Annotated in this window: 30 protein-coding genes and 1 pseudogene; 18 read left to right on the plus strand and 13 right to left on the minus strand. The window is 36.0% G+C overall.

The window, feature by feature from the left end; translation table 11 throughout:
- Positions 1-56 precede the first annotated feature (56 nt).
- Both B3600_RS18735 and B3600_RS18740 read right to left on the minus strand, forming a co-directional pair.
- The gene (locus B3600_RS18735; RefSeq protein ID WP_286753972.1) at positions 57-866 is read right to left on the minus strand and encodes a helix-turn-helix domain-containing protein; all 810 of its coding nucleotides are present in this window, start codon (positions 864-866) and stop codon (positions 57-59) included.
- Positions 867-1838: an aldo/keto reductase gene (locus tag B3600_RS18740; protein ID WP_286753973.1), complete on the minus strand. Its 972-nt coding sequence runs from the start codon at positions 1836-1838 to the stop codon at positions 867-869.
- 264 nt (positions 1839-2102) lie between these two features.
- On the opposite strand from B3600_RS18740, the gene B3600_RS18745 reads away from it, so the two are divergent.
- The 7 genes from B3600_RS18745 (at position 2103) to B3600_RS18775 (ending at position 8626) form a co-directional block, all read left to right on the plus strand.
- Entirely contained in the window at positions 2103-2450 is a 348-nt protein-coding gene (locus B3600_RS18745) for a hypothetical protein (RefSeq protein ID WP_286753974.1), read from the plus strand.
- Between the two features lie 632 nt (positions 2451-3082).
- Positions 3083-4138 carry a serine hydrolase domain-containing protein gene (locus B3600_RS18750; protein ID WP_286753975.1) on the plus strand — a complete coding sequence of 352 codons (1056 nt, stop codon included), beginning with the start codon at positions 3083-3085 and terminating at the stop codon, positions 4136-4138.
- 8 nt (positions 4139-4146) lie between these two features.
- Entirely contained in the window at positions 4147-5034 is an 888-nt protein-coding gene (gene bla, locus B3600_RS18755; protein ID WP_286753976.1) for a class A beta-lactamase, subclass A2, read from the plus strand.
- A gap of 1003 nt (positions 5035-6037) precedes the next feature.
- Positions 6038-7000, plus strand: a complete 963-nt coding sequence (locus B3600_RS18760; RefSeq protein ID WP_286753977.1) for an alpha/beta hydrolase family protein — start codon at positions 6038-6040, stop codon at positions 6998-7000.
- A 132-nt stretch (positions 7001-7132) separates the two neighbouring features.
- The gene (locus tag B3600_RS18765) at positions 7133-7897 is read left to right on the plus strand and encodes a helix-turn-helix domain-containing protein (RefSeq protein ID WP_286753978.1); all 765 of its coding nucleotides are present in this window, start codon (positions 7133-7135) and stop codon (positions 7895-7897) included.
- A 26-nt stretch (positions 7898-7923) separates the two neighbouring features.
- Positions 7924-8298, plus strand: coding sequence for a VOC family protein (locus tag B3600_RS18770; protein ID WP_286753979.1), 375 nt, complete (start codon positions 7924-7926; stop codon positions 8296-8298).
- A 97-nt stretch (positions 8299-8395) separates the two neighbouring features.
- Positions 8396-8626 carry a hypothetical protein gene (locus tag B3600_RS18775; protein WP_286753980.1) on the plus strand — a complete coding sequence of 77 codons (231 nt, stop codon included), beginning with the start codon at positions 8396-8398 and terminating at the stop codon, positions 8624-8626.
- Between the two features lie 206 nt (positions 8627-8832).
- On the opposite strand, the gene B3600_RS18780 is transcribed toward B3600_RS18775, so the two are convergent.
- From B3600_RS18780 to B3600_RS18830, 11 genes are all read right to left on the minus strand, one after another.
- Entirely contained in the window at positions 8833-9240 is a 408-nt protein-coding gene (locus B3600_RS18780; protein WP_286753981.1) for a GNAT family N-acetyltransferase, read from the minus strand.
- A gap of 85 nt (positions 9241-9325) precedes the next feature.
- A complete protein-coding gene (locus B3600_RS18785; RefSeq protein ID WP_286753982.1) occupies positions 9326-9583 on the minus strand; it encodes a DUF7660 family protein in 258 nt (85 codons plus the stop codon).
- A 300-nt stretch (positions 9584-9883) separates the two neighbouring features.
- The gene (locus B3600_RS18790) at positions 9884-10348 is read right to left on the minus strand and encodes a GyrI-like domain-containing protein (protein WP_286753983.1); all 465 of its coding nucleotides are present in this window, start codon (positions 10346-10348) and stop codon (positions 9884-9886) included.
- A gap of 7 nt (positions 10349-10355) precedes the next feature.
- Entirely contained in the window at positions 10356-10829 is a 474-nt protein-coding gene (locus tag B3600_RS18795) for a YdeI/OmpD-associated family protein (protein ID WP_286753984.1), read from the minus strand.
- Positions 10830-10832: 3 nt separating this feature from the next.
- Positions 10833-11462 carry a hypothetical protein gene (locus tag B3600_RS18800; protein WP_286753985.1) on the minus strand — a complete coding sequence of 210 codons (630 nt, stop codon included), beginning with the start codon at positions 11460-11462 and terminating at the stop codon, positions 10833-10835.
- A 69-nt stretch (positions 11463-11531) separates the two neighbouring features.
- A complete protein-coding gene (locus tag B3600_RS18805) occupies positions 11532-12239 on the minus strand; it encodes a helix-turn-helix transcriptional regulator (RefSeq protein ID WP_286753986.1) in 708 nt (235 codons plus the stop codon).
- Between the two features lie 501 nt (positions 12240-12740).
- Complete coding sequence (locus B3600_RS18810) at positions 12741-13070, minus strand: hypothetical protein (protein WP_286753987.1); 330 nt, start codon at positions 13068-13070, stop codon at positions 12741-12743.
- Between the two features lie 44 nt (positions 13071-13114).
- Positions 13115-13645: a hypothetical protein gene (locus tag B3600_RS18815; RefSeq protein WP_286753988.1), complete on the minus strand. Its 531-nt coding sequence runs from the start codon at positions 13643-13645 to the stop codon at positions 13115-13117.
- Positions 13646-13922: 277 nt separating this feature from the next.
- Complete coding sequence (locus B3600_RS18820; RefSeq protein WP_286753989.1) at positions 13923-14510, minus strand: hypothetical protein; 588 nt, start codon at positions 14508-14510, stop codon at positions 13923-13925.
- Positions 14511-14746: 236 nt separating this feature from the next.
- Positions 14747-15493 carry a metallophosphoesterase gene (locus B3600_RS18825; protein ID WP_286753990.1) on the minus strand — a complete coding sequence of 249 codons (747 nt, stop codon included), beginning with the start codon at positions 15491-15493 and terminating at the stop codon, positions 14747-14749.
- A complete protein-coding gene (locus tag B3600_RS18830) occupies positions 15490-15948 on the minus strand; it encodes an energy transducer TonB (RefSeq protein WP_286753991.1) in 459 nt (152 codons plus the stop codon). The genes B3600_RS18825 and B3600_RS18830 overlap by 4 nt, the downstream gene beginning before the upstream one ends.
- Positions 15949-16008: 60 nt before the next feature.
- Here B3600_RS18830 and B3600_RS18835 point away from each other — a divergent pair, with 60 nt between their 5' ends.
- The 11 genes and pseudogenes from B3600_RS18835 to B3600_RS18880 all read left to right on the plus strand — a co-directional run bounded on the left by B3600_RS18835 (position 16009) and on the right by B3600_RS18880 (position 24964).
- Positions 16009-16404 (plus strand): DUF6896 domain-containing protein, encoded by a 396-nt coding sequence (locus tag B3600_RS18835; RefSeq protein ID WP_286753992.1) that lies wholly within the window; start codon positions 16009-16011, stop codon positions 16402-16404.
- 399 nt (positions 16405-16803) lie between these two features.
- Positions 16804-17151, plus strand: a complete 348-nt coding sequence (locus B3600_RS18840) for a hypothetical protein (RefSeq protein ID WP_286753993.1) — start codon at positions 16804-16806, stop codon at positions 17149-17151.
- Positions 17152-17547: 396 nt separating this feature from the next.
- Positions 17548-17874, plus strand: a complete 327-nt coding sequence (locus tag B3600_RS18845) for a hypothetical protein (RefSeq protein ID WP_286753994.1) — start codon at positions 17548-17550, stop codon at positions 17872-17874.
- A gap of 41 nt (positions 17875-17915) precedes the next feature.
- Positions 17916-18569 (plus strand): hypothetical protein, encoded by a 654-nt coding sequence (locus B3600_RS18850; protein ID WP_286753995.1) that lies wholly within the window; start codon positions 17916-17918, stop codon positions 18567-18569.
- A gap of 145 nt (positions 18570-18714) precedes the next feature.
- Positions 18715-18888 (plus strand): annotated as a pseudogene (locus B3600_RS25635) (hypothetical protein); the annotation flags it as partial.
- 38 nt (positions 18889-18926) lie between these two features.
- A complete protein-coding gene (locus tag B3600_RS18855) occupies positions 18927-19058 on the plus strand; it encodes a hypothetical protein (protein WP_286753996.1) in 132 nt (43 codons plus the stop codon).
- Positions 19059-19449: 391 nt separating this feature from the next.
- The gene (locus B3600_RS18860) at positions 19450-19758 is read left to right on the plus strand and encodes a hypothetical protein (RefSeq protein WP_286753997.1); all 309 of its coding nucleotides are present in this window, start codon (positions 19450-19452) and stop codon (positions 19756-19758) included.
- 75 nt (positions 19759-19833) lie between these two features.
- The gene (locus tag B3600_RS18865; protein WP_075993086.1) at positions 19834-20589 is read left to right on the plus strand and encodes a GLPGLI family protein; all 756 of its coding nucleotides are present in this window, start codon (positions 19834-19836) and stop codon (positions 20587-20589) included.
- 6 nt (positions 20590-20595) lie between these two features.
- Positions 20596-23265: a carboxypeptidase-like regulatory domain-containing protein gene (locus B3600_RS18870; RefSeq protein WP_286753998.1), complete on the plus strand. Its 2670-nt coding sequence runs from the start codon at positions 20596-20598 to the stop codon at positions 23263-23265.
- 303 nt (positions 23266-23568) lie between these two features.
- Positions 23569-24489 (plus strand): tetratricopeptide repeat protein, encoded by a 921-nt coding sequence (locus B3600_RS18875; RefSeq protein ID WP_286753999.1) that lies wholly within the window; start codon positions 23569-23571, stop codon positions 24487-24489.
- 16 nt (positions 24490-24505) lie between these two features.
- Positions 24506-24964 (plus strand): hypothetical protein, encoded by a 459-nt coding sequence (locus B3600_RS18880; RefSeq protein WP_286754000.1) that lies wholly within the window; start codon positions 24506-24508, stop codon positions 24962-24964.
- Positions 24965-25009: the final 45 nt, after the last annotated feature.

Genomic DNA, 25009 nt, shown 5'->3' on the forward strand with positions numbered 1-25009 from the left:
GGGCAATAGGTGGTAGGTTTTTAAGAGTTAAAAATTCAATTAAAAGGGTGGGAATCCTATTCACCTAAAGTCGGCGCTTCGCCAAATTTCTTCTTAAAGGCGGAAGAAAAATGGGACAGGTTCTCGAAACCAAGATCGAGATAGATAGCTGATGGTTTTTTGTTTTTTCTTTTAATTAAATGCCATGCTTCATTCAGCCTTTTATCCTGTAACCACTTACGTGGCGGCATACCGAAGGTTTTCTGAAAATCTCTTTTATATCCTGAAAGGCTCCTCCCTGTGAGTTGTGCAAACTTTTCAATAGGGACATTGAAATGAAAATTGCTCAGCATAAATTTTTCTAGATCCATCTTATAAGATGCTGAGAAGTCAAACAAAAAGTTACGCAGTGCCGGGATAGCTATCAGTATTAACTTGATTCCCTCTTTCACCTTTAAAAGGCCCATCTCGTCAGTCATTTCATGACCAGCGCTTCGCGCGTAGGGAATGACCGACTGGAAATAACCTTTGATAAACGCATTATTGGGAAGGCATATATTCGGAAGTCCGGTGTATTTACCCTGAGCTTCCATCTTTTCCTCTAGTGCTATCTGGCGCATCAGATCTTCTTGCAGTGATATTACGATAGTTTCATAGTGGCCATTTGGCCCGGGAGTTTTAGTCAAGGTTCCAAGCTGATTCTTGTGAATTAGCAATACTTCCCCGGCAGATATATTTACATGCTGCTCAGCGGTTTCGAGAACCATTTGGCCCGAAACCTGTAATACCAGGGTATGATGGTTCCAGACGCATGCTTTCTCTTTCTTTAGAGAAGAAAGGTAAGAATAGAATATCACGCCGGGAAGTATTTCTGCTGGACTTTCCATTTATCTTTGTAAGTAAGTACCGCCTTTGATAGCACCTATTGCAAATGTAGTGTTTAAAATATTCATCTCCTCTGGCGTAAATACAATTTCCATCGCAGTGATATTTTCGGGTAGTCTTGATCTGCGGCTCATACTCACCAATGGCATGATATTGTCGCCTTGTTCTTTTACCCACGCAATCGCAAGTTGTGTAGGGCTGACATTCTTACGTAAAGCAATTTCTTTTAATACTTCTACTTTTTCAAGATTATGGATTAAGTTATTACCCTGAAAACGGGAAAAGTGATTTCGATGGTCATCCGCAGGAATTGGAGGTTGCAGGTCACCTGTTAAGAGTCCTTCGGCCGTATTGGCAAATGCCACGACACCAATCCCTAATTCTTTAGCTGCAGGCAACAGCTCATTTTCGATCTGACGGTCAGCCAAAGAATAACCGATTTCCAGTGCACTGATGGGATAAACGCTATTGGCTTTACGGAGCTGATGGGCGGTTATTTCCGATACGCCTATATGGTGTACTTTTCCTTCAGCTACGAGGTCTGCAATCGTTCCAATGATGTCTTCTATTGGCACACTGCTATCCATTCTACAGGGTTGATATAAGTCGATAGTTTCAATGCCCAGACGGGTCAACGAATAGTTGATAAAATTCTTGATCGCTACAGGACGGAGATCCAAGCCAATCCATTGGCCGTTGTGAAAAATAGCACCGAATTTGACACTGATGAAGGCATCATCCCGTCTACCCTTAATTGCTTTGCCAATAAGCATTTCGTTGTGGCCTGCACCATAAAAATCTCCCGTATTCAGGAAGTTTATCCCGCTGTCCAAAGCTTGATGGATTGTTGCAATACATTCGGTTTCGTCGGGAGTTGGGCCACCCCATATTGATGACATCCGCATACATCCCAGACCAAGCTTTGAAACCGTGGGGCCGTTTTGACCCAATTGAATTTTGGTGATTTCTGACATTTGACGAATTTAATTTTATTATACAAAGGTCTTGATTTAATTACCATTTTGCTTTCTTCTACGGTTCAATTTACTTGTCTTTACGGTTCATCTATTCGGGAATTAAATGGTCATTGGTAAGTTTCAAACGGCTGGTCGCATAAATGTTTGCCGTTTAGTTTTGCTTTCTTGGCTGCCGTTGGTATCTTAGTGGTTCTTCAGGAAAAATTACAGCTGTAGGAAAGGGATATAGTCCTGCTAAAGATGATAAATCTGGAATAACTTATGGAAAATAGTCTAAGTATAATTGAAAAATACGAGTTACTGGTTTCTACATTAAACATGATACTTGTTCCACTCAAAGAACCGGGTGTTTTATATGAAGAAAAAGTTCGAAAAAATTTAGAAGAGCTTGAAGGAGACTATTATTCATTTTTGAATCAAACTTTTATTGAAGATTTACACCAGTCTAATGTTGTTTCCAAAGATGGTGTTGTTTTATTGATGAATATACGGTCCGCAATTGAGCATTTGGATCATTTTAAATGGAATGTTGAGGACTTTCTAACTGATAATAATTGGCATGAAATAAGAAATTTTGTTGTTAATGTATTTTTATCGGAATTGAAATAGTCGAGGTAGATTGTGGGAAAATCAAAGTGGCCCAATCGGGTTTGTGAGATTGGTTTTTTTGCTGTTTATTGTGCATAGCTTCATGAAAGGGTGAGCGCGCTTTATTGACGGCGGAATGGTTTGATAATTCGTACTTTATTTCTTAGATCCAAATCCTGGAATTGCGAGATATATCACAATAGGATTAATTACAGCGACTACTGTTGTTTTTTCCTTTTATTATGCAATGGATAAATCTAATAACAGAAGTGCTTAGTCGAAGAAAGGGCACAACCTATCCGACCTGGCAGCACTGATCGGCACCAATGAACGCTACATGTCCTATATACTGAAAAAGTATACTGGTACGGATTTTACCACTACCTGCAACATGCACGCATCGGTTACCAGATTGAATACGTGGAGCGCGAGTTGTAAAAGGAGTGTCCCCGTCGGAGTATTTCCAAAAGATAAGAAATTGACATTAAGTTTTATGTTAATTTAATTTTGCTCAGGTATTCCATTTTTTATTTGTTTCTTTATTTGGTGGTAGCGCTTGAGTTGGTTTTACGGATACAAAATCTGCATCAAACCTAAATTCCTAAGCCCAATAACCGTAAAAATTAAGAGGACTAGTTCAGAACATCAATACAATGACACAAATTTTCAAATTAACATTTCTTGCGTTGGGATTTCTTTTGACAAGTTGTACTTCTTCGGCACAGCAAAAAGATGATTACCCGACAAGGATAGATAGTTTACTAAACGCTACAAATCCGAGAGCATTTAATGGTGTTGTTCACATTCAACAAAACGGAAAAACGAAATATGCAAAAGCGCATGGATTTGCTGACTTTAACAAACAGACGCCGTTGAAAATCGATGATAAATTTTCGACAATGTCCATAGCTAAACAATTTACAGCTGCCCTGATTTTACAGGAAGTCGAAAAAGGAACAATTGATTTGCAAGCCCCAATCCGAAAGTATTTGCCTGATTTTAAATATTCCTGGGCAGATACCGTTACGGTTCATCACTTGCTGAACAATACATCGGGGTTGTACAGCGAAAGCATGGACAAACCCTTGAAATTTAAGCCAGGCACGGCTTTTAGCTATTCAAACGTTGGGTATTATGTTGCAGGATTGGTTTTGGAAAAACAAAGTGGTAAAAGTTTTGAAACTTTAATTACAGCCTTATTCAAAAAATGTAAAATGGCTAATAGTTATTATCCCAATAAAAAAAATAGCCAGCTTTTGGTAAAAGGACACACCATAAAAAAAGACGGAACTTTTCGATTAAATGTAAAGTCAGATTTCGATAGTACAAATTATTTCGGAAGTCATCTGATAGTTACTGCACCCGATCTGGCAAAATGGAACGAATGTCTACATAGCGGAAAAGTGCTAAAACCTGCGACTTATAACATGATGACCCATTATGTAATTACCAACCAACATCAGGTTTTTAGCGAAAAGCCAATTGGATATGGTTATGGCTTGCGCATAAATGATAAAGCGGATATTTACGAAATTGGGCATACAGGTTTCCATCCGAGTGAAGGTTTTACGGCCGTTAATTTATATTATCCGAAAACTAAAACCAGCGTAGTTGTAATGGAAAATACAGGCAATGAAAACTTTGATATCGCTTACTATTTTGTGCAGGAAGTGAGAAAGATTGTGAAAGAAAGTAACCTTTTAAACTAAATTTCTTCATGAAAAAACTTTCATTATTTTTCTGTATTTTCTTGTTTTCAATTCAGTCTTTTGCACAGCAAAGTAATAGCCTCCGCAAAGAACTTCATCAAATCATTGCAACAAAGAATGCAACAGTCGGTATTTCAATGAAGGGAATTGGAACCAAAGACACATTAAGCATTAATGGACATTTAAATGCACCATTAATGAGCGTGTTTAAATTTCATATTGCTTTGGCGACCTTGAACTTGGTTGATCAGGGTAAACTTTCTTTATCACAGAAATTTTTCATTAAAAAAGAAGATCTGCATGCAGATACCTGGAGCCCAATTCGGGAAGAATTTCCGAACGGAAATATGGATTTAACTTTGGACCAACTATTACAATATACTGTTTCGCACAGCGATAACAATGGCTGTGATATTCTTCTAGACCTGATTGGAGGTCCAGAGACCGTCCAAAAGTTTATCCATAAACAAGGAATAAAGGATTTTACCATAAAAGTCAATGAACAAGAAATGCGAACTTGGGAGAATCTTTATGTTAACACAACAACGCCATTAGCGTCCACCGAATTATTGGAGAAATTTTATGCAGGGCAGGTTCTTAAAAAGAACACCACAAAATACCTCTATCAACTCATGGTTGAATGCTCGAGAGGCCTTACCTGGATGAAAGCAGGGCTTCCCAAAGGAACAGAATTAGCACACAGAACTGGAATTTCAGATAGAAATGAGCATGGTTTAAGAGCAGCGATGAACGATGTAGGCATTTTTAAACTTCCCAATGGAAATCACGTCGTTCTTTCTGTTTACTTAAAAGATATCACCGAAGAACGAGAGGTCACTGAAAAAATTATTGCCGACATAACAAAAGCTATCTGGAATTACTACACGGAAAAATAGAAACTATAGGTCGCCCCTGTTAACTAAACCTACGGATTGATTATTTGTCTCTTGGCTGTAAATGATACCGTGAAACAATATTGGCATTAAAGCAATTATTACTGATTTTTTCATAGTTGAAATATTTTTCTTTATAAATAGTGCAAGTATTCTACTATTATGATTGAATTGGCTGCGTACATTTCTTTCCTTTATATCCCATTTCATAATCTGCCATTATAGTGGTTCTTTCATTAAGGATAGGAAATACTGTTCAATATCACAACATAGAGCAATAAAAGAGAATAGTGTTTTGACAATACGTCATTGCAGGAATTAAGGATAAATTGGTCATCAAAAATTTAATGGTCTATTAAATAAATATAATAAATATTATCAATTTTAATAGGTAAAATTATGTTAGATAAAGCTTTTTTACCTAATAGCCGCTATAAGTAGTGATCAACAGATTTTATAATAGGGCCGCTACGTTGACGGTCAGCTGGCAGTTTGGCGGATTACGTGCCCCAAAGGAGAAAGAAAATCATTTTTCTGATCAATCGGATGACAAATCACCAAGAAGGAGAAGAATGTAAAATGATCAATATCAAATTTTTGAAATGAAAAATATTAACGATAATTAATTTAGGTTATCACGAAATGTATGCGAGTACTTTTCGTGATCAGAAAATCAATGTGACCACTCTTCCATGCTTTTAAAAAAAACATTTTTTCTGTTAATCTTAGGCGCTTTGGATTGAAGCTTACTCAAGAAGGGTTGGATCAATTTTTTAGCCAGTATCAACTAGCAGCTTAGTCTATGTCTGAGCTGCTATCTAAAATAGGATAATGGAGAGAAAACTGATTTTATGGTTAAAGATAACCATTGATCTAATAACGGTACTGATCGTAAATTTGTCTGTTGATAGGAGGCTTGGTCTCTATTCTCATTGATAATAACCTAAGTTTATTGGTATCAAATATGAATATCCCATTTAGTCTTATTTTGTTAAGTCTGTTTTTAATGATTTATTATACACCGGTCAACAACGTTGGCGAACGGAAAATTGCCTATTCTGATTATATACGAGGGCGTCCTTTAAGTGCGCAGCTCTGGTATCCGACCGAGGACAGCAATGTTAAGGATACAGAACGGCCATTTGTTTTACCACCTACAGCAAAAAATGCGGAATTTATACAAAATAAACATCCATTGATCGTGTTGTCTCATGGCACTGGAGGCAACAGATTTAGCTTATCCTGGCTGGCGATTGAATTGGCGAAAAATGGATATTTTGTTGTTGCTCCAGATCATTGGGGCAACACGCTGGATAATAAAATCCCTGAAAACTTTGTACGTTATTGGGATAGACCGCTAGATATTCATTTCCTGATTTCATCATTACTTGACGACACACGGTTTAATAGCTACATAGACAGCAGTAGGATTGCCGGTATAGGATTTTCATTGGGGGGATATACTACTTTGGCGCTTGCCGGGGTCAAATTAGATTGCGATACGCTCAAGAAAAACGCATCGTTAGCCGAAAATCGAAAACAATTTGTTGTTCCTGAATTAGGTGACCTCCAGGAATTAATGCAAAAAATATCTTGCGAACAGGTGCCGCTAAATTTAAGAGATAGTCGCGTTAAAGCCAGTGTAGCCTTGTCTCCAGCCCTTGGGCTCGGCCTTCCCAAAGTGAAGCAAACCAATACATCTCCAGTTTTGATCATTGGCGCGGTTGACGATTCGATTGCTCCTCTTAAAACTAACGCAATACGATACCATGAAGTAATCGAAAATTCAAAATACAGCGTACTTCAAGGTAAAGTGGGGCATTACATTTTCTTGAATGAAGGGCTTAAATTGATTAATGAAGAACCTGTTTATTATCGAGACCATAATGCCATGGACAGAAAATCAATACATCAAAAATTGGTAACGGAAATACTGGCTTTTCTGTCGGAGCATTTAAAATACAAGTGAAGATAGCTACGCAGATGCAAACCGCCGACGGCCAATCCACTGCTTTTTGCGATGAGATTATGTTAAGAAGAGTGAACAGAGAATTATTTAAAATGATACATTTGTAAATATCAATTTTAGAGCTGCTTAACGATGAATCTTCAAAATAATCAATTAGAATATATTTCACTTAAGCCGTGGCAACCACTTGAACACATCGTAGAGAGTATCTGGATGGTAATAAATCATTCTGATGAGAATAAAGAAGGAATTATCGTTCCAGACGGCAAAATAGACTTATTTCTTCTGACAGATGAAAAAGGAGCCTTTGAGATTTTTATTTGTGGAGTCTGTACAGAAGCTGTTATAAAGCCACCATTTCCGAAATCTCGGATGTTCGCCATTAGCTTTTATCCAATTGCTGCGGAATATATTTTTAATCACTCTTTTTCGGATTTAAAAAATACGAAAAAAACGTTGCCAGATGATTATTGGGGATTTTCAAAAGATGACCTCATTGACTTCGAGTGTTTTTATCAAAAGGCCTGTTATACTATTTCTTCTAAATATAAAAAACAAATGGATGGAATGAAACAGAAGTTGTTTGAGTTTATCAGTAAATCTAGAGGAGAAATTACGGTAAATGAACTGGCAGGTAAAATATTTTGGAGTAGCAGGCAGATTAACCGTTATTTCCAGCATTGGTTTGGGCTTACACTAAAATCATATGTTAACATTGTACGTTTTTCAAATTCATTGAAACAGCTGAAAGAAGGGAACTTCTATCCAGAACTGAACTATGGCGACCAATCTCACTTTATCCGTGAAGTAAAAAAATACGCCGGAGTAACGCCAACTATTTTAAACAAAAATGAAAATGACCGATTTATCCAATTGAACCTGATTCCTGATGCATAATTTTGTATTAAATAACAGAAAATAAAATGCATCTAAATCACATTAATCTAGTCGTAAAAGAGGTAGATAAAGCCGTAGACTTATTTACCCAAAATTTGGGTTTTAATTTAATAATAAACAGAAACGGCAAAATGGCCGTGCTTGAAAGTAGCAATAATTTTGCTTTGGTCCTTTGGGGGCAGCAATTGAACAACGAAGAAAGTAGACCTAAGTATCCAGCGAATTTCCATATTGGATTTTATCAAAAAGATGAGAAAGCTGTTCACGAGGTATATCAGAAATTAATAAACGACAGCGGTTTGAAATTTCAAAGCGCACCAAAGAAAATAAGGGATTCATTTGGATTCTATTTTTATTTTGAAAATCTGATGATTGAAATCAGTGTAACTCCTTTTAAATGAGATTAAAGTTGAGATTATATAGAGAGGTTAGATTTGCTATCAATTTGGTCTTATCTTTGAGATAGGAGAGATAGGTAAATTAAAGGAGGAGGAACTCATGTCATATGAAGCAAGTTTAAAACATAATCGTGATGCGGAGAGCGTATTTAATTCGGCCAAGAAATCAGGAGAAGCTTTAGGTCACGCTAAAGGCCTAGCAGAAGGTCTGGCAGAAGGGGAACGCAAAAAAGCTCTTGAGACTGCCAAAGCATTTAAGGAAATGGGATTACCAATAGCTGATATTGCTAAAGGCACAGGACTTTCAGTCGAAGAGGTCGAAAAACTCTAAGTTTTTGGAAGTGTAAAGTAAACTGTGTCAAAGGTCGGGGAAGCAAGTCCGGCCTTTATATTTCTCTCTGATAGGTAATCTTTTCTATTCGATTATTAATTTACTATCTAACCAAGTATCTATTTTTAGGAGCTCATTGAACTGGCTCTAAGCTTTTAACCATTGAATCTATCATGGGTTTTGTAGGAGATAACCTTAACTTTCTCTCAGTGATCATTACCTTTATAGATCCACATAGGCTCTGTTTGACCTGCCCGTTCAAAGCCATTCTTTTTATAAAAGTCGATAGCTTTACCGTCAGCAGTAAGCATCTGCATATGAAAGCCCCTATAAATCTCTTGCATTTTATCCATAATCAAACGCCCAACCCCTCTGCCTTGATAGGAGGGTAGTACGAGTAGATGTGGATAATATACCACGAGATAACCATCGGAAATGGCATTCCCTAGGCCTACTAATGTGGGACCGTCCCATGCCGTAACTAAGGAATGCGAATTCAAGAGTGCTTTCATCAGTAGTTCTGGTTTTTCGGCTGCACTCCATTTATTAGCTTGGTATAGTTGCAGAACGTCGTTTGCGTTTAAATCTCTATTGACACTTAGCTGTATGTTCATATATTATTCTGTAGTTTTCGTTAGTATATTTAGGCGAATGTTCTTCGTTGGTAAATATACAAATATGTGAAAGGAGCGTTTACTATTACTCGTAAACTTTCGCTCCTTTGAAAATATCAGCAAACGTTGACCACGCAGCTTTTTCAGCATCTACATTTGCGTCTGTATTATCATAATACCCTTGGATGTCTTCTGCGTATGATGCCAAAGCCTCCAGAAAGTCGGGCAAAGTTTTGTTTTCCCAAGTTTCAGGGTGATGGAGCAAATCCCGGCGCAACAAATCAAGAAATTTGATGAAGCTATGTTTGTCGTTTACTTTCAATTCATATAATTGATCATCCATGTACTTTTACTTAATTGATTGAAATTATTTTTACAAGTTTAATGAATAAATGTCCTTTTTTGTCACTGTGAAAAGTAGTATGATCAATGTAACAAAGAAAAGATGTCCCATTAATATATTTGTGTTTTTATGAATAACCATCCATGATTCAAATCCGGTAGGTGATTGTACTTTACTTAAATTATTTATAATTCTTGGCAATGTATCCAAAGTTTCCAGATCAAGCCAATCTTAAAACTTTGTATTCAATCACTTTTTGGCCTTTATCCGAAATAAATAGTAATAGCTTGTTTTACGCAATTATTTGATTGACAGATAAGTTTCTACCTCAGCGTTATCTCCGTCGTAATATTTCTTTCCGTGGATTGTAAAATCAGCTTTGTAAGCACGTCTTGAATTCAAGTCTTGGTCTGCCCATATTTCTAACCAGGTTTCTACAACCGCTTGAGGCATTTTGCCCTTAGAAACAAATTTTTCGTAGTTGTCCGCTTCAATAATTATTCCTACAAAACCTTCGGGACAATTCTCTAATGAATCAACGGACATTCCTATAATCGTTGTGTAAAAGCCTTTGAAATCAGATTCATAGTTCGTGTAAACGGCGTATATTTCGTCACTGGTTTTATTGGGGATTTTATTCTGAATATCTTCAGTCCAGAATCTTTCCCAAAGTGCTTCGATGTCTTCTGAAGCTTGACCATTTTGATTAGTCGTTCTCACAGAAATTCCTGCGATATAAAATTTTTGAATCGTTATATTTTCCATTTTTACGCTATTTAATTTTGTTAACAATTTCATCAATTGTTTTTGCAATTCGGTTCACTCTCGTCTGGTCTGTTTTTGCCGAATAGATACAGTTGAGAATCGTAATTTTTTTTCTTTCAGAATACGCTAAAAATGCTTCATAAACACCTTCAACTTCTTTTAGACAAAGAATTAATTCCTCTGGGATTTCAATTGGATTCACGTCTTCATACAATATTATGTGAACATAATCGCCTTCCTGTTTTTTGATTTTTTTACGGATTTCAGATTTTATTGGAAGAAAAAGAAGACCATTTCCCATTGATTGCAGATTATAGTTTCGGATTTTGCAACCGTCAATCGTTCCGTTAACTCTTACCAAGCCAAAAGGGGAGTTGTTGTTTGGAGCGACTTCAGGTATTCTGGCAAAGGTCCATCCCCCTTTTCCCTGAAATTTTTCAAGAAGATATAACTTGTCAACAAGTGGAATTTGTTTTGTCATTCTTTATGCAATTAAGTGCCAAAAATTTAATTCCATATTTTCTTTATCAGCAAGATTTAATAATTCCAGACCATAAAGATTCTCAAAATAACCGAAACAGGTCTGCTTTGTTTTTGCGAGAGTTTTACCAAAGGTTACTTCTGAAAATTTGTTTTCAACTAATTTTCCGATAAAATGCGCTTGAGTATTTTCAAAAGCACTTAAATATTCATTTTCAATATTCTCGGAAACTGACGATAATTTATCTGAATTATTAATATCATTCAAAGAAAATGTTCCTTTCTCGATGCAGGAAAAATGCGTCGGAATCTCAAAATTGTCTTTTTGTATGTCGTGATATTCGATTTTTACGGTTCTCCTATCAACCATTTCGAAAAAACGTTGAACTTCCGGTTGATGAGCTAGATTTTTACCCAAATCTTTTAAAGCTTCGATAGAATCCGCAAAAAGAACATTTGCATATTCATTTTCATAATTCCTGACCAGGCAATGAAAAAGGATATCTTCTTGTTGAGCCAAGACCGTTTCAAATTTTAACACAGCAAACAAAAGCTCATCATCGGTGATATTTTCTCTTTTTCTAAAACTCGTAAATTCCATAGCTTTTGCTGGACCAGTGTTGAGTAGAATCATATTTTTTTCAGTTTTAAATTTATACTGATGCAAAAATAGATCAGGCTAAAGACAGCCTTATGTCAAGGGTCACAAACATTTTTTCTCAATTAGGGCAATATATTCTTCGAAAGTAATTTTGTGCGGTACAAATGTTTGATTCTGAACCGATAAGCTTTCGATACGATCTAGGCGAAAAGCCCTGTAGTCGTTTCTGAGTCTGCAAAGCGCAATTAACAGCCAATTTTCTTTTGTGGTGTAAATGGCAAAAGGTTCCACCATTCTTTCTGTAGTTTGATGATTTTCGGGAGAATAATATTTAATCTTCACCAAATTATAGTTTGTCAAAGCTAACTGCAGAATTGATAAATTGTTACTTGTACGGACTCTTTCAGTATTTTGTCCGGATAAAATTCTGCTCGACAACAGATTGGCTTTATTTTTTGTATTATTTCTTAAAACCGCTTTTATTTTGTTAACCGCATCAGTGTAGTCTTTTACAAACGAAGCATCTTTATTTTTCAGAATCAATTGTTCTGCTGTTATCAGCGCATTGGCTTCACTTTCCGTAAACATCACAGGTGGTATTTTGTAACCATCCATCAACGCATAACCTTTCCCTTCTTCCGTAAGAATGGGCACTCCGGCATCTTCCAATGCGCGTATGTCACGATAAATTGTTCTTTTACTCACTGAAAATCTATCAGCTAGTTCAGAAGCTGTTATTAAATGTTTAGTTTGTAAGCGGGTCAAGATTGCGGTCAATCGTGAAAGTCGTTTAGTATCACTGTTGCTCATTTTTTATCTGATTGTGATATTACCAAGGTCACTAATAATCCCAATTATAATTAACGGTGCCTCAATTGTATAGCGGAAAATTAAAACAAAACGTTGAATACGGTTCAAATCTACAAAAAACGAACAAACACAAGAGCAACTTCACTATGTTCATTAGGAGCACCTTTAAATCCAATATCTCCCATTAATATATTTTTGTTTTTTATGAATAACCATCCATGATTCAAATCTGGTAGGCGATTGTACTTTATTTAAATTATTTATAATTCTTGCCAATGTATCCAGGGAATTTGTTCGTTTTTAATAATACTGACTTAGCTTTTAAAGAAGCGAGACATCTTCATGTAAACGTCTGTGTTTTACCGGTCCCAGGAGGGCCCTCGATAATACTGAGTAGGTTGGCAAAGGCATTATTTAAAGCTTCTTTTTGACTGGGATTGAATCCAAAAGGAAAGATTTCAACAGGGGCGAGGAGATCACAATTTTTGGGTTGTATTTCATTCAGATAATTGGATAGGATGGCATATTCTGGGATAAATGATATTCTATAAAGCTATCTTCAAGAATGTTTTTTCCATCTTCAGAATTAAGCCCTACAGCATCGGCAATCGCTTTTAGATAGTTGAAAGTGGTAGCCGCTTTTTTGCTCTGAAAAGCAGATTTGATGATCTGAACTTTATCCTTGTTGTAGGTGTATTGTTTATTACTGCTTTTAAATGCCACAATACGTTTCTCGCTCACAAAAGAATAGGACTGGATATCTTTGGTTTTGTCCTTTCCATCGATGTAGATGGTTTCTTTCTGCCGAAATGAACTGTTGGCATTTAACATGTTGGAAAACTATTCTTTTAGATAAGATATTAAAAACTTTCCATTTAGTAATTTGATTTTTCAAAATCAAATATGACCTTTCTTATGACAGGTTGTAAGGATTCAATCCAATTGTTGATATCTGTTTCGTCAAAATATACAAACCAGATATCACTAGAATTTTTGTAGATGTTTTCAACTTTCTCAAACTTTTTCTTGTACCAAAGCTGTATATTTTCATCCATGCCAAAAATATAATGGTTATTAGGTGGCAAACGCAGTTTGTCTTTAACTTTATTTTCGAGCTCAGTTACTCTGGCTAGATCGTCCACTGTTAAAAAAAATGGGATTCTTTCCCTGAAAATAGAAGGAGAGCCGATGTCATTGTTCTTGCTAATCTGTACTTCAACGACAAATTTAGAACCAGCATAAGCATCAAAACCACCTTGGGCACATTGGAACCAAATAACTAAATAGTGATCTTTTAATTGTTTGTAAAATCCCAGCATGCCACTTTTAGTCTTTTTAAACCCTGCACCTTTTAATTCGGGAAAGATAATTTTATTGATTATTCGATATACTTCCGTTGATTTCATTTTGCTTAATAGAGTTTTCTAAATATTTAGCTCTAATTTAAATAAATTAGTCAATATTAACATCAGTAGTCCAATCAATGCTGGCCAGAATATGGAGAATATCTTTCTATTTCTCTGCGCCTGTAGGTACCCTGCATAAATAAGTGCTGCAACTTGAAATCCAAAGATAATCAGGTTAAAATTTTAACTCCCCGTAAAATACCTCAGCCAATCTCCGTCTATTAATACTACATAAAATGTCAAAGCCATAAAACTGAGACGTACAAATAGTGTAGCGTTAATTCTCTTCATTATCTATATTACGTTTGTGGAATATCAATGTCTTTATCGATTTAAGAAGATCCTGTTCTGTTTGCGCTTTCAGGTTTGAACCATGAAGGTTAAATCGGACTTTTGAAGAGTCTCCCCATAGGTTGCCGATATACACTCCGGTGGTTCCTTTTCCAGATATTCTCGGAAATACGATTTTCGCTCTTCTATTATCGATAGTATCCCAGGACACATTTTGTTTTCTGTACAGATCGGCGTCGAGATCCAGATCCAGTATCGGCATATCTTTTACAATAATATAGTCCGAAGAGTCCATTGCACTTTCCTCCATCATCTGTCTGGTAATGACTTCTATGTTATGCTCTGTCAAACTATTGGAATACATGCCCAGATCGAAGTAAAGCGTATCGTTGTTGTCTACAGCAATTGCGCCGACATAACTGTCTATTCCGTTTTGTTTGACCTGCTGCCATTTATAGGGAACTTCAAGCGTAAATAGACCAAAATCCATTGTCTTTGTGCGAGATGGATCCTTGCAACCGGTAACTAGGATAGTAAGGGCAGAAATGTGGAATAGTTTTATGAACTGTTTCATACTATGGCTTATACGTTGAATTTACAAAATTAGGCTGGACTATCCGTCTATGGCTAGTATTTTTTATTCTTAAAGCGCAAACCGGTGGAGTGGAAGCACCACGGTGTCATGGTAAAAAATCCTTCATCGTTTCAACGTCGTTTTTCGTTATGAATGTATATATCCGATATGGAAATTGAATAGCTTTTCCCTGCCATAGGACTTCGATTTGTTCCATTCTCATTGTTGTTTTTTGTTCATATCTCTATGACGAGGTTCTTATTAAATCCATTATACAGTTCATTGATATAGCCGTGTGGATTGCATATAATTTCGGTGTTACCGATTTTATAGTTTACAGGAGTATGTATATGGCCATGGATCCAGTAGGAGGGCTGATGCTTTATTATCAAGTCTTCCATATCTGAGACATAGGCGGCGCTGATCGGATCGTCTAAATACTTCATGGACAAGGATCGAATGCTCGGAGCATGATGCGTCACTACGATGTTGTGTTTCGCTTCGCTGACACTAAGACTTTCCGTCAGCCATTGTCTGGAAGTTTGGTGGATTCTAAACGTAACGATACTTCTTAATTTGGCATAATTGTCACCTAATCTGATCTTCTTATAATCATTCATACGGCTTTGGCATAACGATCCATATTCGGCAGGATTGCCCTTTAAGGAAAAATCGGTCCAGAGTGTGCAGCCATGGAAACAAACGTGGTCGATCTCCAAAGATTCATTTTCCAGCACATGGATATTTGAATTGCTTGCAGCGTCCTTGATTTTATATAGTGTTTTCGGATAGGCTCCTTTGTAATACTCATGATTACCCAGCACATAAATGATCGGTATATCCAATGAAAGTGATTTGAGCCAGCTGATCCCTTTTACTCCTAGATCCGTATCTCCAGCCAATATAAGTACATCTGCTAAATTCAGATCGAAATCATTGTATCCAAATTCTCTATGCAGGTCGCTAACGATGTGGATTTTCATCTTTGTCTTTTTGCCTCAGATTTTAATTTTAAATCACCTTCACTGAATGATAGGGGGTATGTATAGCCGGATTTTACAGCACGTCCATTTTGGTATCCCGGTTTCCAAGGACTGGATTTTTTGATCAATTCAATTAGTGTTTCAGCTGTTTGATAACCGATATCTTTGGTTATCTGAAAATTACTGAGCCGTCCATCTTTCTCAATCGTAAAATTGATCATCAGTTTGCCGTTTACTTTGGCTTTCTTGGCTGCAGTTGGTATCTTATAATTTTTAACAATCCAATTTTTAAATCCGTTTGTACCATAAGGTGGCTCAGGAAATATTTCAATCATGTGAGGAGGAATATCCGCGATTGAGTCATCCAAAACAAGGGACTGACCGACAGACTGCGATAAGATGCTTATTGATACAATAAACATAAATGATAACTTACGAATCCAAGAAATTCTCATCGTATTAATATATATAACTAAGCGACTAATTTACGTATCTATTTTGTATCTTAATACAACATGAATAATCTAATTATACGGAAGGTTTTGAATGACTATGTTGCTTTCATTAACGACTTCAAATATCAGTTCTCTCCAAATATTGATGAATTTGAACAAAAAAGCAGTCGAAATCGCTCTGGACAAATTGGTGGATTCAATTACCAGTTTCATGGTGCGGGCTGCCGTTTAGAGAAAGATGGTGTAGTATGTGAATTTGATTTTATGCCTATCAATGCATATTCCATAAAGTTCAGCCTATGGAAAATGCGTGAATTTATTTTGACCAATAAAGCATATGGAATAGTTAAATTGGAGGAGTCTGAATTACATGAGATGCTACATACACTGGTTGAAGATGGCACTCTTGTCAAATTGGTATTGGGCGGCGTGGTTTGGGAAGTATATCAGGTCTGATGCAAATTCTTATTTTTCCTCGTATTTGAAGATCGACATGAGCCATTAGAAATTGATCTTTTTATTTTTTTAAATTAACAGGTGTTTGTTGAGAAAGTAACAGAATATAAGTAAATCGTTGAAATGGGGAAGATAGTTTTTTCTCAGATTGTTCAACATATTTATTCATGAACAAATTTGCGACATATCTTGGAGGCCAGGTCATAACAGACCGCGTAACCTCCTTTGTCTAAAGCTTCTTTGATTATTTGAATTATAATGGGCAAAGTCACAAATGGAGGTGAGAATTTATAGGGAATGGGTAAAGATATTATAAAATAAATAGTGGTTCCTCAGGAAAAACTAAAGTTGTAGGAGAGGGATATAGGCCTGCTAAAGATGATAAATCTCGGATAATTTATGGAAAATAGTCTAAATATAATTGAAAAATACGAGTTACTGGTATCTACATTAAACATGATACTTGTTCCACTCAAAGAACCAGGTGTTTTATATGAAGAAAAAGTTCGAAGAAGCTTAGAAGAGCTTGAAGGAGACTATCATTCATTTTTAAATCAAACTTTTATTGAAGAATTACACCAGTCTAATGTTATTTCCAGCAATGGTGTTGTTTTATTAATGAAGATACGGTCTGCTATTGAGGATTTGGATCAGTTTAGATGGAATGTTGAGGACTTTCTAACAGATAATAATTGGTATGAAATAAGAAATTTTGTTGTTAAAGTATTTTTATCAGAATTGAAATAGTAAAGGTAGCTTGTGGAAAAATAAAAGTGGCCCAATCCAGGTTTATGAGATTGGGCTTTTGTTGTTTAAGTCTTTCGAGATAAAAGGCCCAAATAGATATTATATGTACGATAACGTGGAGATTTCGATACTGCAGACCATCCGAATTCGAAAATTCATGACCATTCAATTCGGAAAATTTTGACCATTAAAATATTATGCTGAGAAGTTTAAAATCCATTTTTGCTTATTTTATGGTTCCTATTTATAGTGGTCAATTTGCGTCGGAATTGCATGGCCCTGATGTCCGAAATCTACAGTATGCTCATTATTTAATCTGCAGTTGTTTTTGTTATCTTCAATTCTTTGCCAGGTGTTTTAAGATTGTTTAAATTTAACATAAAATAGCAGCGTTAGATGAAGCTTTTAGAATTAATTGATTTTTTTAGGGATGGTGGTTCGTTCAAAGAATTCTGCCATCTGCAGTCATTGCATGAGCAATCCGAAGTGATTGAGGTTTTTATGGAGATCCCATTGGATATTCATAATGAATTGCGATATTTTGAAATCGAGAAAACTGGAGGTAGTATAGAATATTCAGATAATGGAATAAATTACCATAATTTATTTGATTTTTATTATTTCTTAGACGCCATTGAAGAGGCAAATAATGGTCAAAACAGATCACTTTCTAATGAAGAACTGGCAGAATTACTCTATAATTATGCGATTCATGATGCATAGGGAAATAACTATCTCTCACTTTTAAGTAAATAGTAGACCTAATGAATTTAAGTGAAATTAGTCTGAGAGCGAAATTTGTTCAAGGTGAAAATTTTAAAGAATTTAATGAAGAATGTTGGAGCATTGCGGAAATGTATTGGTCATTTCTTCGTGAATATAATACTGATGGTGTCAGGAAATGTGTGATTTCGGTTGGAGATGATCCTTCAGAAGTGGATAAAATAACATCATATCAGGGCTTCCGCGAAGTTTATAAGCAAATAAATTTTGACCAGTATTTTGAAATGAGTGCATGTGAAAAGAAGTTTTTACAGCTTGATTTGATTCATTCCGGAATGACCAATATTGCTGAATTGGAAAAGTGGGATACTGAACCATTATTGAAAGCATATAAATATTGTCTTGACAACGATTTGAATTATAAATTCTTTATAAATAGTAAATACAAAATCTCACCAAATCGTCAATGGAAATTAGGACTTTGGTGCGAATGGGAGATTAACTGTTTTAGGTTATTTTGGGTTTTATTTGACAAGGCTAGTCGTGAAATCAATCGAGACTTGATAACAGAAGACGAGCCTAGCGGTGGTGAAATAGTTTATTATTTAGACTATAAATGGGATGACAATAATTATATCACCATTCGTAATAAATCGAGACAAAATATGGAAATGTGGAAAATTAAAATTTTATAATAAAGCAATTCTTCCTCCATGTGAATTTTTACCTTTGGTTGGGTATAGTTCTTTGAGAAAGGCAGTTTGCAGCTTCCACAGAATCTGGCGGAGTAGGGAAAGTCGTGATAACCAATACGAGTAAGGAGCGAGCTATGTAGATTTCCTTGGAGGTCGCTCGACCAGCAATGAAAAGGAGGTACGGGAAATGTATAAACATGTTACAGAAACGCTCAAGCAGCATTTACATGCAATTAGTGCTGATGCTATTATTGGGTTAAATGAAGATATTGGCGAATTTTCAGAAAAAGTGAGTCATATGCTAGGTCATGAAGTATAAAATTTAGAATAACCAATCCTTACAAAGACAACCAAGTTATGAAGATACAATTGACAATGATTGTCTTGCTGACAACATTAATATTGACCAGCTTTGGACAAAATAATGATCATAAATCTGTGGATCATTCGGTGGATACCACTTTTGTAAAATCATTGGAAGAAAGGTAATTAGGGGAAAGCAAGTATTCTATTTCTTTACCCACAGATTATGCTATGAATGAAACCAATGGAGGAGATTTTTCCGTTTTACATCAATCAATTAACTTCCTTTTACGGAAACAGAGGTAATGGTGTAAAAGAAAATAGCTTCAAATATATTGTTGGGTACACCTTTTTTTAGGGTAAAATTTATGTCGTTTCATGTTGATTATCTTTTTTTTATTGTTGTAATTCGGTGATTTATAAAGTGATATATTATTTGTATGTAAATAATAGTATTCAGGTGACATTAATTAATTCAGACAATCTTTTATTTACTACACATTTGTGTAAATTTCAAAAAACCATATTATAGATGTGATTTTTATAAATATATTCGATATTATATTAAATATAAATTATGAAAAAAAGTATTTTAAAGATGATGCTACTAGGTGGCGTAATCTTTGGGTTTAATCATGCTCAAGCATCAACCATCGCTGAAGAAGCTCCTATCAAACATGAAAATGTATTGGTTGAAGAAACCTCTACCAAACAAGAAAATACGATGGTTGAAGCTCAAGATCCGAGGGTAATTTGCGTTATACAAGTACTAATTCGAGGGAGTCAGATGGTTGGGGCATATCCACAAGATGTATTGGATGACATTTTGCAGATTGAAATGGAAAAGTGTGCAGATGGTACACACTCTTCATTGCCGCAGACATAATGTCATTATTAATTTGGTAAATTTATATTTCATAAATATGGCTGGATTTATCCAGCCATTTTAATAATTTTAAGAATGAGATTACACAGAACTCTACTTCCTTTTTTTTTATTATTTTTTATTTTAAAAAGCCAAGGTCAGGGAACTTCCGGCTATGCATATTATTCAGTAATAAAAAGCGCCGATAGTTCACTTAACACGCCAGAGGAGCTTTGGATATTGAGCGCCCATTCTTTTGTCCCGAAAATCGCTTCCATGATGACTTTTAAACTTGAATTTACAGCAAGCAGGTCCTTATTTACCAGAGTCAAAAGTAAAGAAATTGACAAGTTGGCCAAGGCAGATGTAAGGAGTACTGAGACTTTAATAGGATATAGGGATTCTACATGGCAGGATACAGCGTATTGCTATAATTTTGATCGGGATATGAAAAACCCGCTTGATAAAAAGGGTTTAATGCTAAAAACAAATAATAATTTTGATTGGAAAATTAGCGCTGAAACTAAGCAGATAGGTGAATTCATCTGTTATAAAGCAACGGGAAATAGGGAAACAAGCTATATCGAGGAAGGAGTTACTAAGATAAAGAAAAGGCTCGTTATAGCTTGGTTTTGCCCTGATATTCCGGTATCCTTTGGTCCTATATACACACGGAATCTTCCAGGACTGATCTTTGAATTTCAAGAAGGTGGAACTCTTTATGGATTGAAGGAATTGAATTTTGCAAGTAAACCTGAGATTGCACCATTACCGAATAAAGAAATTATTACTAAAGAAGAGTGGCGTACTAGATTATATGAAAAAGCCAAAGATTTGAATATTCCCTACTAATAGCGCGTGAAGTTTAGATTTATACTATTATTTATTCTCTTATTTGTTCTTCCCCCTAGTTTACCGGCGCAACAAAGCTTGCTAATTAAAGGTCTTGTTGTTGACGAGAGTGACAAACCGTTGGAGAACGCAAGTATCGTGATCAAGCGTATTCCTTCTTCCGGAAGTGCTCCCTTATTTCAGAAAAGTGATCAGCAGGGCCATTTTCAGTTTGAATTTCCGAACGTAGGAAAAATTGAGCTCACAATCTCCAGGTTAGGTTATCAGAAAGTTGTTGATACCTTAGATAATCAGTCAGCAGAACGGAAAATCAAATACAAATTATTAAAATCTGTCCAGAAACTTGATGAAGTAAAGATTGACTACCGATACCGCGCGGTGGAAATTGCCAAAGATACCATCCGTTTTTCTGCCGATTACTTCAGGGACAGTACCGACCGAAAATTACAGGATCTTATTGAAAAGATGCCTGGCTTTTCTATCGAAGATGGAAAAGTGCGTTTTCAGGGAAAGCAGGTCAATGTAACCTTAGTGGAAAATGAACGCTTTTTTGGTGGCGGCAGTAAGCTCGCTATCGAGAATATTCCCGCTAATGCAGTAGACAAGGTTGAGATGATCAGTAGATTTTCCCAAAACGACCTGCTGAAAAACGTGCAGGTAAATGATCAGCTTGCCATGAACGTCAAACTGAAAGAGAATAAGAAGAATTTCATCTTTGGAGATCTTGAATCTTCATTGGGAAGCGAAAAATCTTACAAGGAACACGCCGCTCTATTTTATTACTCACCGGCAAAAACTATGTCTTTTATTGGGGATATCAATAATATCGGTACTTCACCGGTATCCAAGGAAGATATCGATCGCGTGCAGGGCGCCGAGTTGCAGTATTTTTCAAATTCAGTTCCCAAGGATGGTCTGACGGGTTACAATCGTGACAATCGAAATGTGATAAAAAACATCAATAAATTCGCCGCATTCAACGGTTTTCAAAAGGGGCTAAAGAAGAAATTGAACGTAAATCTCTATGGCGTATATTCCGAAAACAGACTGGGCACCATGTTAGAAGGCACTAATCATTATTCTTTTCCCGACCTTCGGTATACAGAACAAACCAATATGCGTTCTTCGCAGGTTAATAGGCAGGCGTCTTTCAATATTTCGAGCAATTTTAAGCCAAGTCCATATTTTAGCTTGGATTATAAGCTGGGTACATTCTGGACAATGCCCAAGCAGCAGGTACATACTAACAATGTCATTGACAGATTTGGAGTAGACAACAATAGTATACAAATCCAGGATGGACATTCTGTTGTTTTAAAACAATACCTGGAAGGTAGCTGGAAGCATTCTTTGCGAAGTTACAGCTCATTTGCTTTCCAGCATCAGTATACCTCGGAGAGAGACAATTTTTCCCTTTCTTCGGACAGCCTTTTCCTGCGTGGTTTTATACGTTTTGATTCTATGGCGAACTATAGTATAGTGAGACCTGTGGAGCGGAAGAAGCATCTTTTCAATGGGTCTTATAAATACTATTGGGTCATCAATCAAAACCAGCAACTTCACCTGGAAGTCAACTCCCAAAATGAATTATTACGGCAGAATGGGCAGTCAGTTGGAGCCCAGGATACAACCGGGGCACAGTTATTTGATCACGGACAATATTATCGAAACAGCAGCAATTATTTGGGTGGGAGCTATCGGTTGGACTTTGATAAGTTAAAAATATTATTTTCTTTAAAGCAGTATTACTTATATTTAATCAACCAGACTCCAACAAACTATAATCGTCATGGGCAATGGTTTCTACAACCGGAGGTGGATCTAAAATATGGGAAAAGTGCATTGGATGGATTTCGCCTTAATTACCGAAGAGGTTATACTTTTGCGACAGCAATGGACCTTAATCCGTCTTATTGGATCACAGGTTACAATAGTTTGTCTCGGGGAAATATCCTGCTGGAGGGACAGACATTCCATAAACTTACTTTTACCTATAACAATTTTAGACTTACAGACTTTCGGGTAATCCATTTTAACAGTACATTGACTTTGAAAGATAAGATCAAAGGGAACAGCCTTTTGACTTCTTCCTATGAGCAGTTGAAGACAGTGCAGCTGTTTGACCGACCCGATCTCAATTTCACCAATATCGGGGGCTATAGCATAAGATACGGTAGGTTTGAACCGGGTGTATATCTGTCCTATATCCATATGAGGTTAGCACAAGGTATCGATAACAGCGAGATTTATCTACGGCAGAATACGGTTTCGACGGACCTTTCCTTAAGGTGGTTTATACCAAAGCTGGCTGATGTAAAAATAGCCTGGACAAGAACAGATAGCTGGCAAAAGAGTTTGGCAGATAATCAAAAGGTCGCGCTCAATAAATGGAGCATTACCGGGAAATATCAGCTGAAGAATTTTGTATTTAAGACAGACTGGAGTCTCTTGAAGACAGGGCTGGGTGATAGCAGTGCTGATCCTACTAATATAAATGGAAATTTTGAATTGCGTTACCAGAAAGTAAAATCTCCATTCAGTTATTATATTCAAGGGCTAAACGTGTTAAAAAATACAAGTTACCGCACTGCGGTACTGACAGAATACGTCAGTTCCGAAAAAATTATCTATACGATGCCCCGCATTTTTTTATTGGGTTTATCATATAGCCTATAATATCTTACGGTTTCCCCTAACCAATCCTACTTTCAAACCAATACCTTCGCATTACAGTTTGTATAATCTTGAAAGTTAATAGCTGTAGACCTATTAATTCAGCATAAATAATGTATATTAGGCTCGGGTATTAACCTTGCCCGATTGAAAAGTATAATGCCATAATAGTAACTAATAACAGTAGCATTTATGTTGATTTTAATAGTTATAAAGATGATCACTATATCAATCAAAAAAATTGAAGGATATATCAGATTGCTAAGCGAACAGCTTTATTAGTCGATTTAAAAACTGACACCACGAATGAGAAATAAGATATTGACACTATTACTTTTATTAACAACCTTAATATCCTACGGACAAAAGAAAATGGAACAGACATTCTTCACCTGGGACAATTTTGTTGGCGGATTTGACAAAGAAATGATTTCTGTCGAAGACGTTTTTAATAGTATGGTAAAGAGTGGTCTTAAAGACAACTGCTTAACAAAAATGGACTTTACTTTTATCTCCGATAAAAGTGAGAACTTACAAAAGCTTGGAGAATTTATCAAGGTACACTATCCATACACTGTTCAAGAAGTTAAGAAATACGGAAAATTGTGGGAACTAAACGGAGAGACAAATGAATTTCCAATGACAGCCGACAACTTACTTTTTTGGGGTTTGGATATGTATAAAAGAGGTTTTGAATTTGACGCGAAACTTGATGCTTACGGTGGACCCTTTGATCCAAAGGAACAGAAATTTCCAGTAATTGACTCAACAAAGGCGGACTATTATTTTGACAAAGGTTTAGCATGTTATAACAATGGAGATTTAAGCGGAGCAATATTTAATTGGAGCTTAACAATCCAAATTGACCCCAAAGACCCAAATGCTTACTATTCAAGAGCCATCGTAAAAAACGAGCTATACACTTGGAAATTGGCACTTAAAGACTACGACAAAGCAATAGAAATTGCACCAAAATTTGCGAGTGCTTTAATAAATCGTGGTGGACTTAAAGACGAAAATGGAGATTATAAAGGTGCAATCGCTGACTATGAAACAGTTTTGCAACTTGACAAACTGGAGCAGGAAGCAAAACAACAGGCATATTTTAATTTAGGCAACACTTATTTCAATATAAAAGACAAAGAGAGAGCTTGCGAAAATTGGAATAAAGCATTGGACAACGGAGCAGAATATGCGAAAGAACGAATTAATGAATACTGCAAATAGAAAAACCGCTCACAAAATGAAATTTAAGTTTTTATTTTTATCTATACTTACAATCGTCTTAAATAGCTGTGGTTTTGACATGTCTAGTGAATGGGATATTGCTGAATTATATGTACAAAAAATAGAGGGGTCGTCTAAATTACTTTATAAATATGATGCTTGGGGGGGAAGAGATTCTCATGTATCTGGTTTTGTAATTATCGATTCCACACAATCTTTTAAAATTGATTTAGATAACACTCTTCCTATGTATAATCTTTCAGAAATTCCAAGCAAAAATAAAATCTCTGGTATAATACACGAATGTAAAAATGATTGTGGTGACGAGTATTATAAAACAAAACCAAATTATTTACCACTTAGAATAGATAAATTAAAATCTGAAGGAATAGCTATTGAAAATATTGTATTTCAATATCGTGGTTTAAGCGAAAGAGATAGAGGATTAAGAGGCGATTTTGTTTTCGAAAAGTGAGACTGTAACGTAAACTGTGTCAGAGGAATAATTCAATAAGATTAT

It is taken from the genome of Sphingobacterium sp. UBA2480 (assembly GCF_002341965.1).
Taxonomy (GTDB): domain Bacteria; phylum Bacteroidota; class Bacteroidia; order Sphingobacteriales; family Sphingobacteriaceae; genus Sphingobacterium; species Sphingobacterium multivorum.

Excerpts from the sequence above, each read along its gene's own strand:
- bla (WP_286753976.1), top strand. The coding sequence starts at position 4,147 with ATGAAAAAACTTTCATTATTTTTCTGTATTTTCTTGTTTTCAATTCAG.
- B3600_RS18850 (WP_286753995.1), top strand. The coding sequence starts at position 17,916 with ATGAATTTAAGTGAAATTAGTCTGAGAGCGAAATTTGTTCAAGGTGAA.
- B3600_RS18825 (WP_286753990.1), bottom strand. The coding sequence starts at position 15,493 with ATGAAAATCCACATCGTTAGCGACCTGCATAGAGAATTTGGATACAAT.
- B3600_RS18810 (WP_286753987.1), bottom strand. The coding sequence starts at position 13,070 with ATGTTAAATGCCAACAGTTCATTTCGGCAGAAAGAAACCATCTACATC.
- B3600_RS18875 (WP_286753999.1), top strand. The coding sequence starts at position 23,569 with ATGAGAAATAAGATATTGACACTATTACTTTTATTAACAACCTTAATA.
- B3600_RS18800 (WP_286753985.1), bottom strand. The coding sequence starts at position 11,462 with ATGATTCTACTCAACACTGGTCCAGCAAAAGCTATGGAATTTACGAGT.
- B3600_RS18835 (WP_286753992.1), top strand. The coding sequence starts at position 16,009 with ATGAATAATCTAATTATACGGAAGGTTTTGAATGACTATGTTGCTTTC.
- B3600_RS18805 (WP_286753986.1), bottom strand. The coding sequence starts at position 12,239 with ATGAGCAACAGTGATACTAAACGACTTTCACGATTGACCGCAATCTTG.
- B3600_RS18780 (WP_286753981.1), bottom strand. The coding sequence starts at position 9,240 with ATGAACATACAGCTAAGTGTCAATAGAGATTTAAACGCAAACGACGTT.
- B3600_RS18750 (WP_286753975.1), top strand. The coding sequence starts at position 3,083 with ATGACACAAATTTTCAAATTAACATTTCTTGCGTTGGGATTTCTTTTG.
- B3600_RS18815 (WP_286753988.1), bottom strand. The coding sequence starts at position 13,645 with ATGAAATCAACGGAAGTATATCGAATAATCAATAAAATTATCTTTCCC.
- B3600_RS18865 (WP_075993086.1), top strand. The coding sequence starts at position 19,834 with ATGAGATTACACAGAACTCTACTTCCTTTTTTTTTATTATTTTTTATT.
- B3600_RS18760 (WP_286753977.1), top strand. The coding sequence starts at position 6,038 with ATGATTTATTATACACCGGTCAACAACGTTGGCGAACGGAAAATTGCC.
- B3600_RS18855 (WP_286753996.1), top strand. The coding sequence starts at position 18,927 with ATGAAGATACAATTGACAATGATTGTCTTGCTGACAACATTAATATTG.
- B3600_RS18770 (WP_286753979.1), top strand. The coding sequence starts at position 7,924 with ATGCATCTAAATCACATTAATCTAGTCGTAAAAGAGGTAGATAAAGCC.
- B3600_RS18765 (WP_286753978.1), top strand. The coding sequence starts at position 7,133 with ATGAATCTTCAAAATAATCAATTAGAATATATTTCACTTAAGCCGTGG.
- B3600_RS18785 (WP_286753982.1), bottom strand. The coding sequence starts at position 9,583 with ATGGATGATCAATTATATGAATTGAAAGTAAACGACAAACATAGCTTC.
- B3600_RS18740 (WP_286753973.1), bottom strand. The coding sequence starts at position 1,838 with ATGTCAGAAATCACCAAAATTCAATTGGGTCAAAACGGCCCCACGGTT.
- B3600_RS18735 (WP_286753972.1), bottom strand. The coding sequence starts at position 866 with ATGGAAAGTCCAGCAGAAATACTTCCCGGCGTGATATTCTATTCTTAC.
- B3600_RS18775 (WP_286753980.1), top strand. The coding sequence starts at position 8,396 with ATGTCATATGAAGCAAGTTTAAAACATAATCGTGATGCGGAGAGCGTA.
- B3600_RS18745 (WP_286753974.1), top strand. The coding sequence starts at position 2,103 with ATGGAAAATAGTCTAAGTATAATTGAAAAATACGAGTTACTGGTTTCT.
- B3600_RS18820 (WP_286753989.1), bottom strand. The coding sequence starts at position 14,510 with ATGAAACAGTTCATAAAACTATTCCACATTTCTGCCCTTACTATCCTA.
- B3600_RS18860 (WP_286753997.1), top strand. The coding sequence starts at position 19,450 with ATGAAAAAAAGTATTTTAAAGATGATGCTACTAGGTGGCGTAATCTTT.
- B3600_RS18830 (WP_286753991.1), bottom strand. The coding sequence starts at position 15,948 with ATGAGAATTTCTTGGATTCGTAAGTTATCATTTATGTTTATTGTATCA.
- B3600_RS18880 (WP_286754000.1), top strand. The coding sequence starts at position 24,506 with ATGAAATTTAAGTTTTTATTTTTATCTATACTTACAATCGTCTTAAAT.
- B3600_RS18795 (WP_286753984.1), bottom strand. The coding sequence starts at position 10,829 with ATGACAAAACAAATTCCACTTGTTGACAAGTTATATCTTCTTGAAAAA.
- B3600_RS18845 (WP_286753994.1), top strand. The coding sequence starts at position 17,548 with ATGAAGCTTTTAGAATTAATTGATTTTTTTAGGGATGGTGGTTCGTTC.
- B3600_RS18790 (WP_286753983.1), bottom strand. The coding sequence starts at position 10,348 with ATGGAAAATATAACGATTCAAAAATTTTATATCGCAGGAATTTCTGTG.
- B3600_RS18840 (WP_286753993.1), top strand. The coding sequence starts at position 16,804 with ATGGAAAATAGTCTAAATATAATTGAAAAATACGAGTTACTGGTATCT.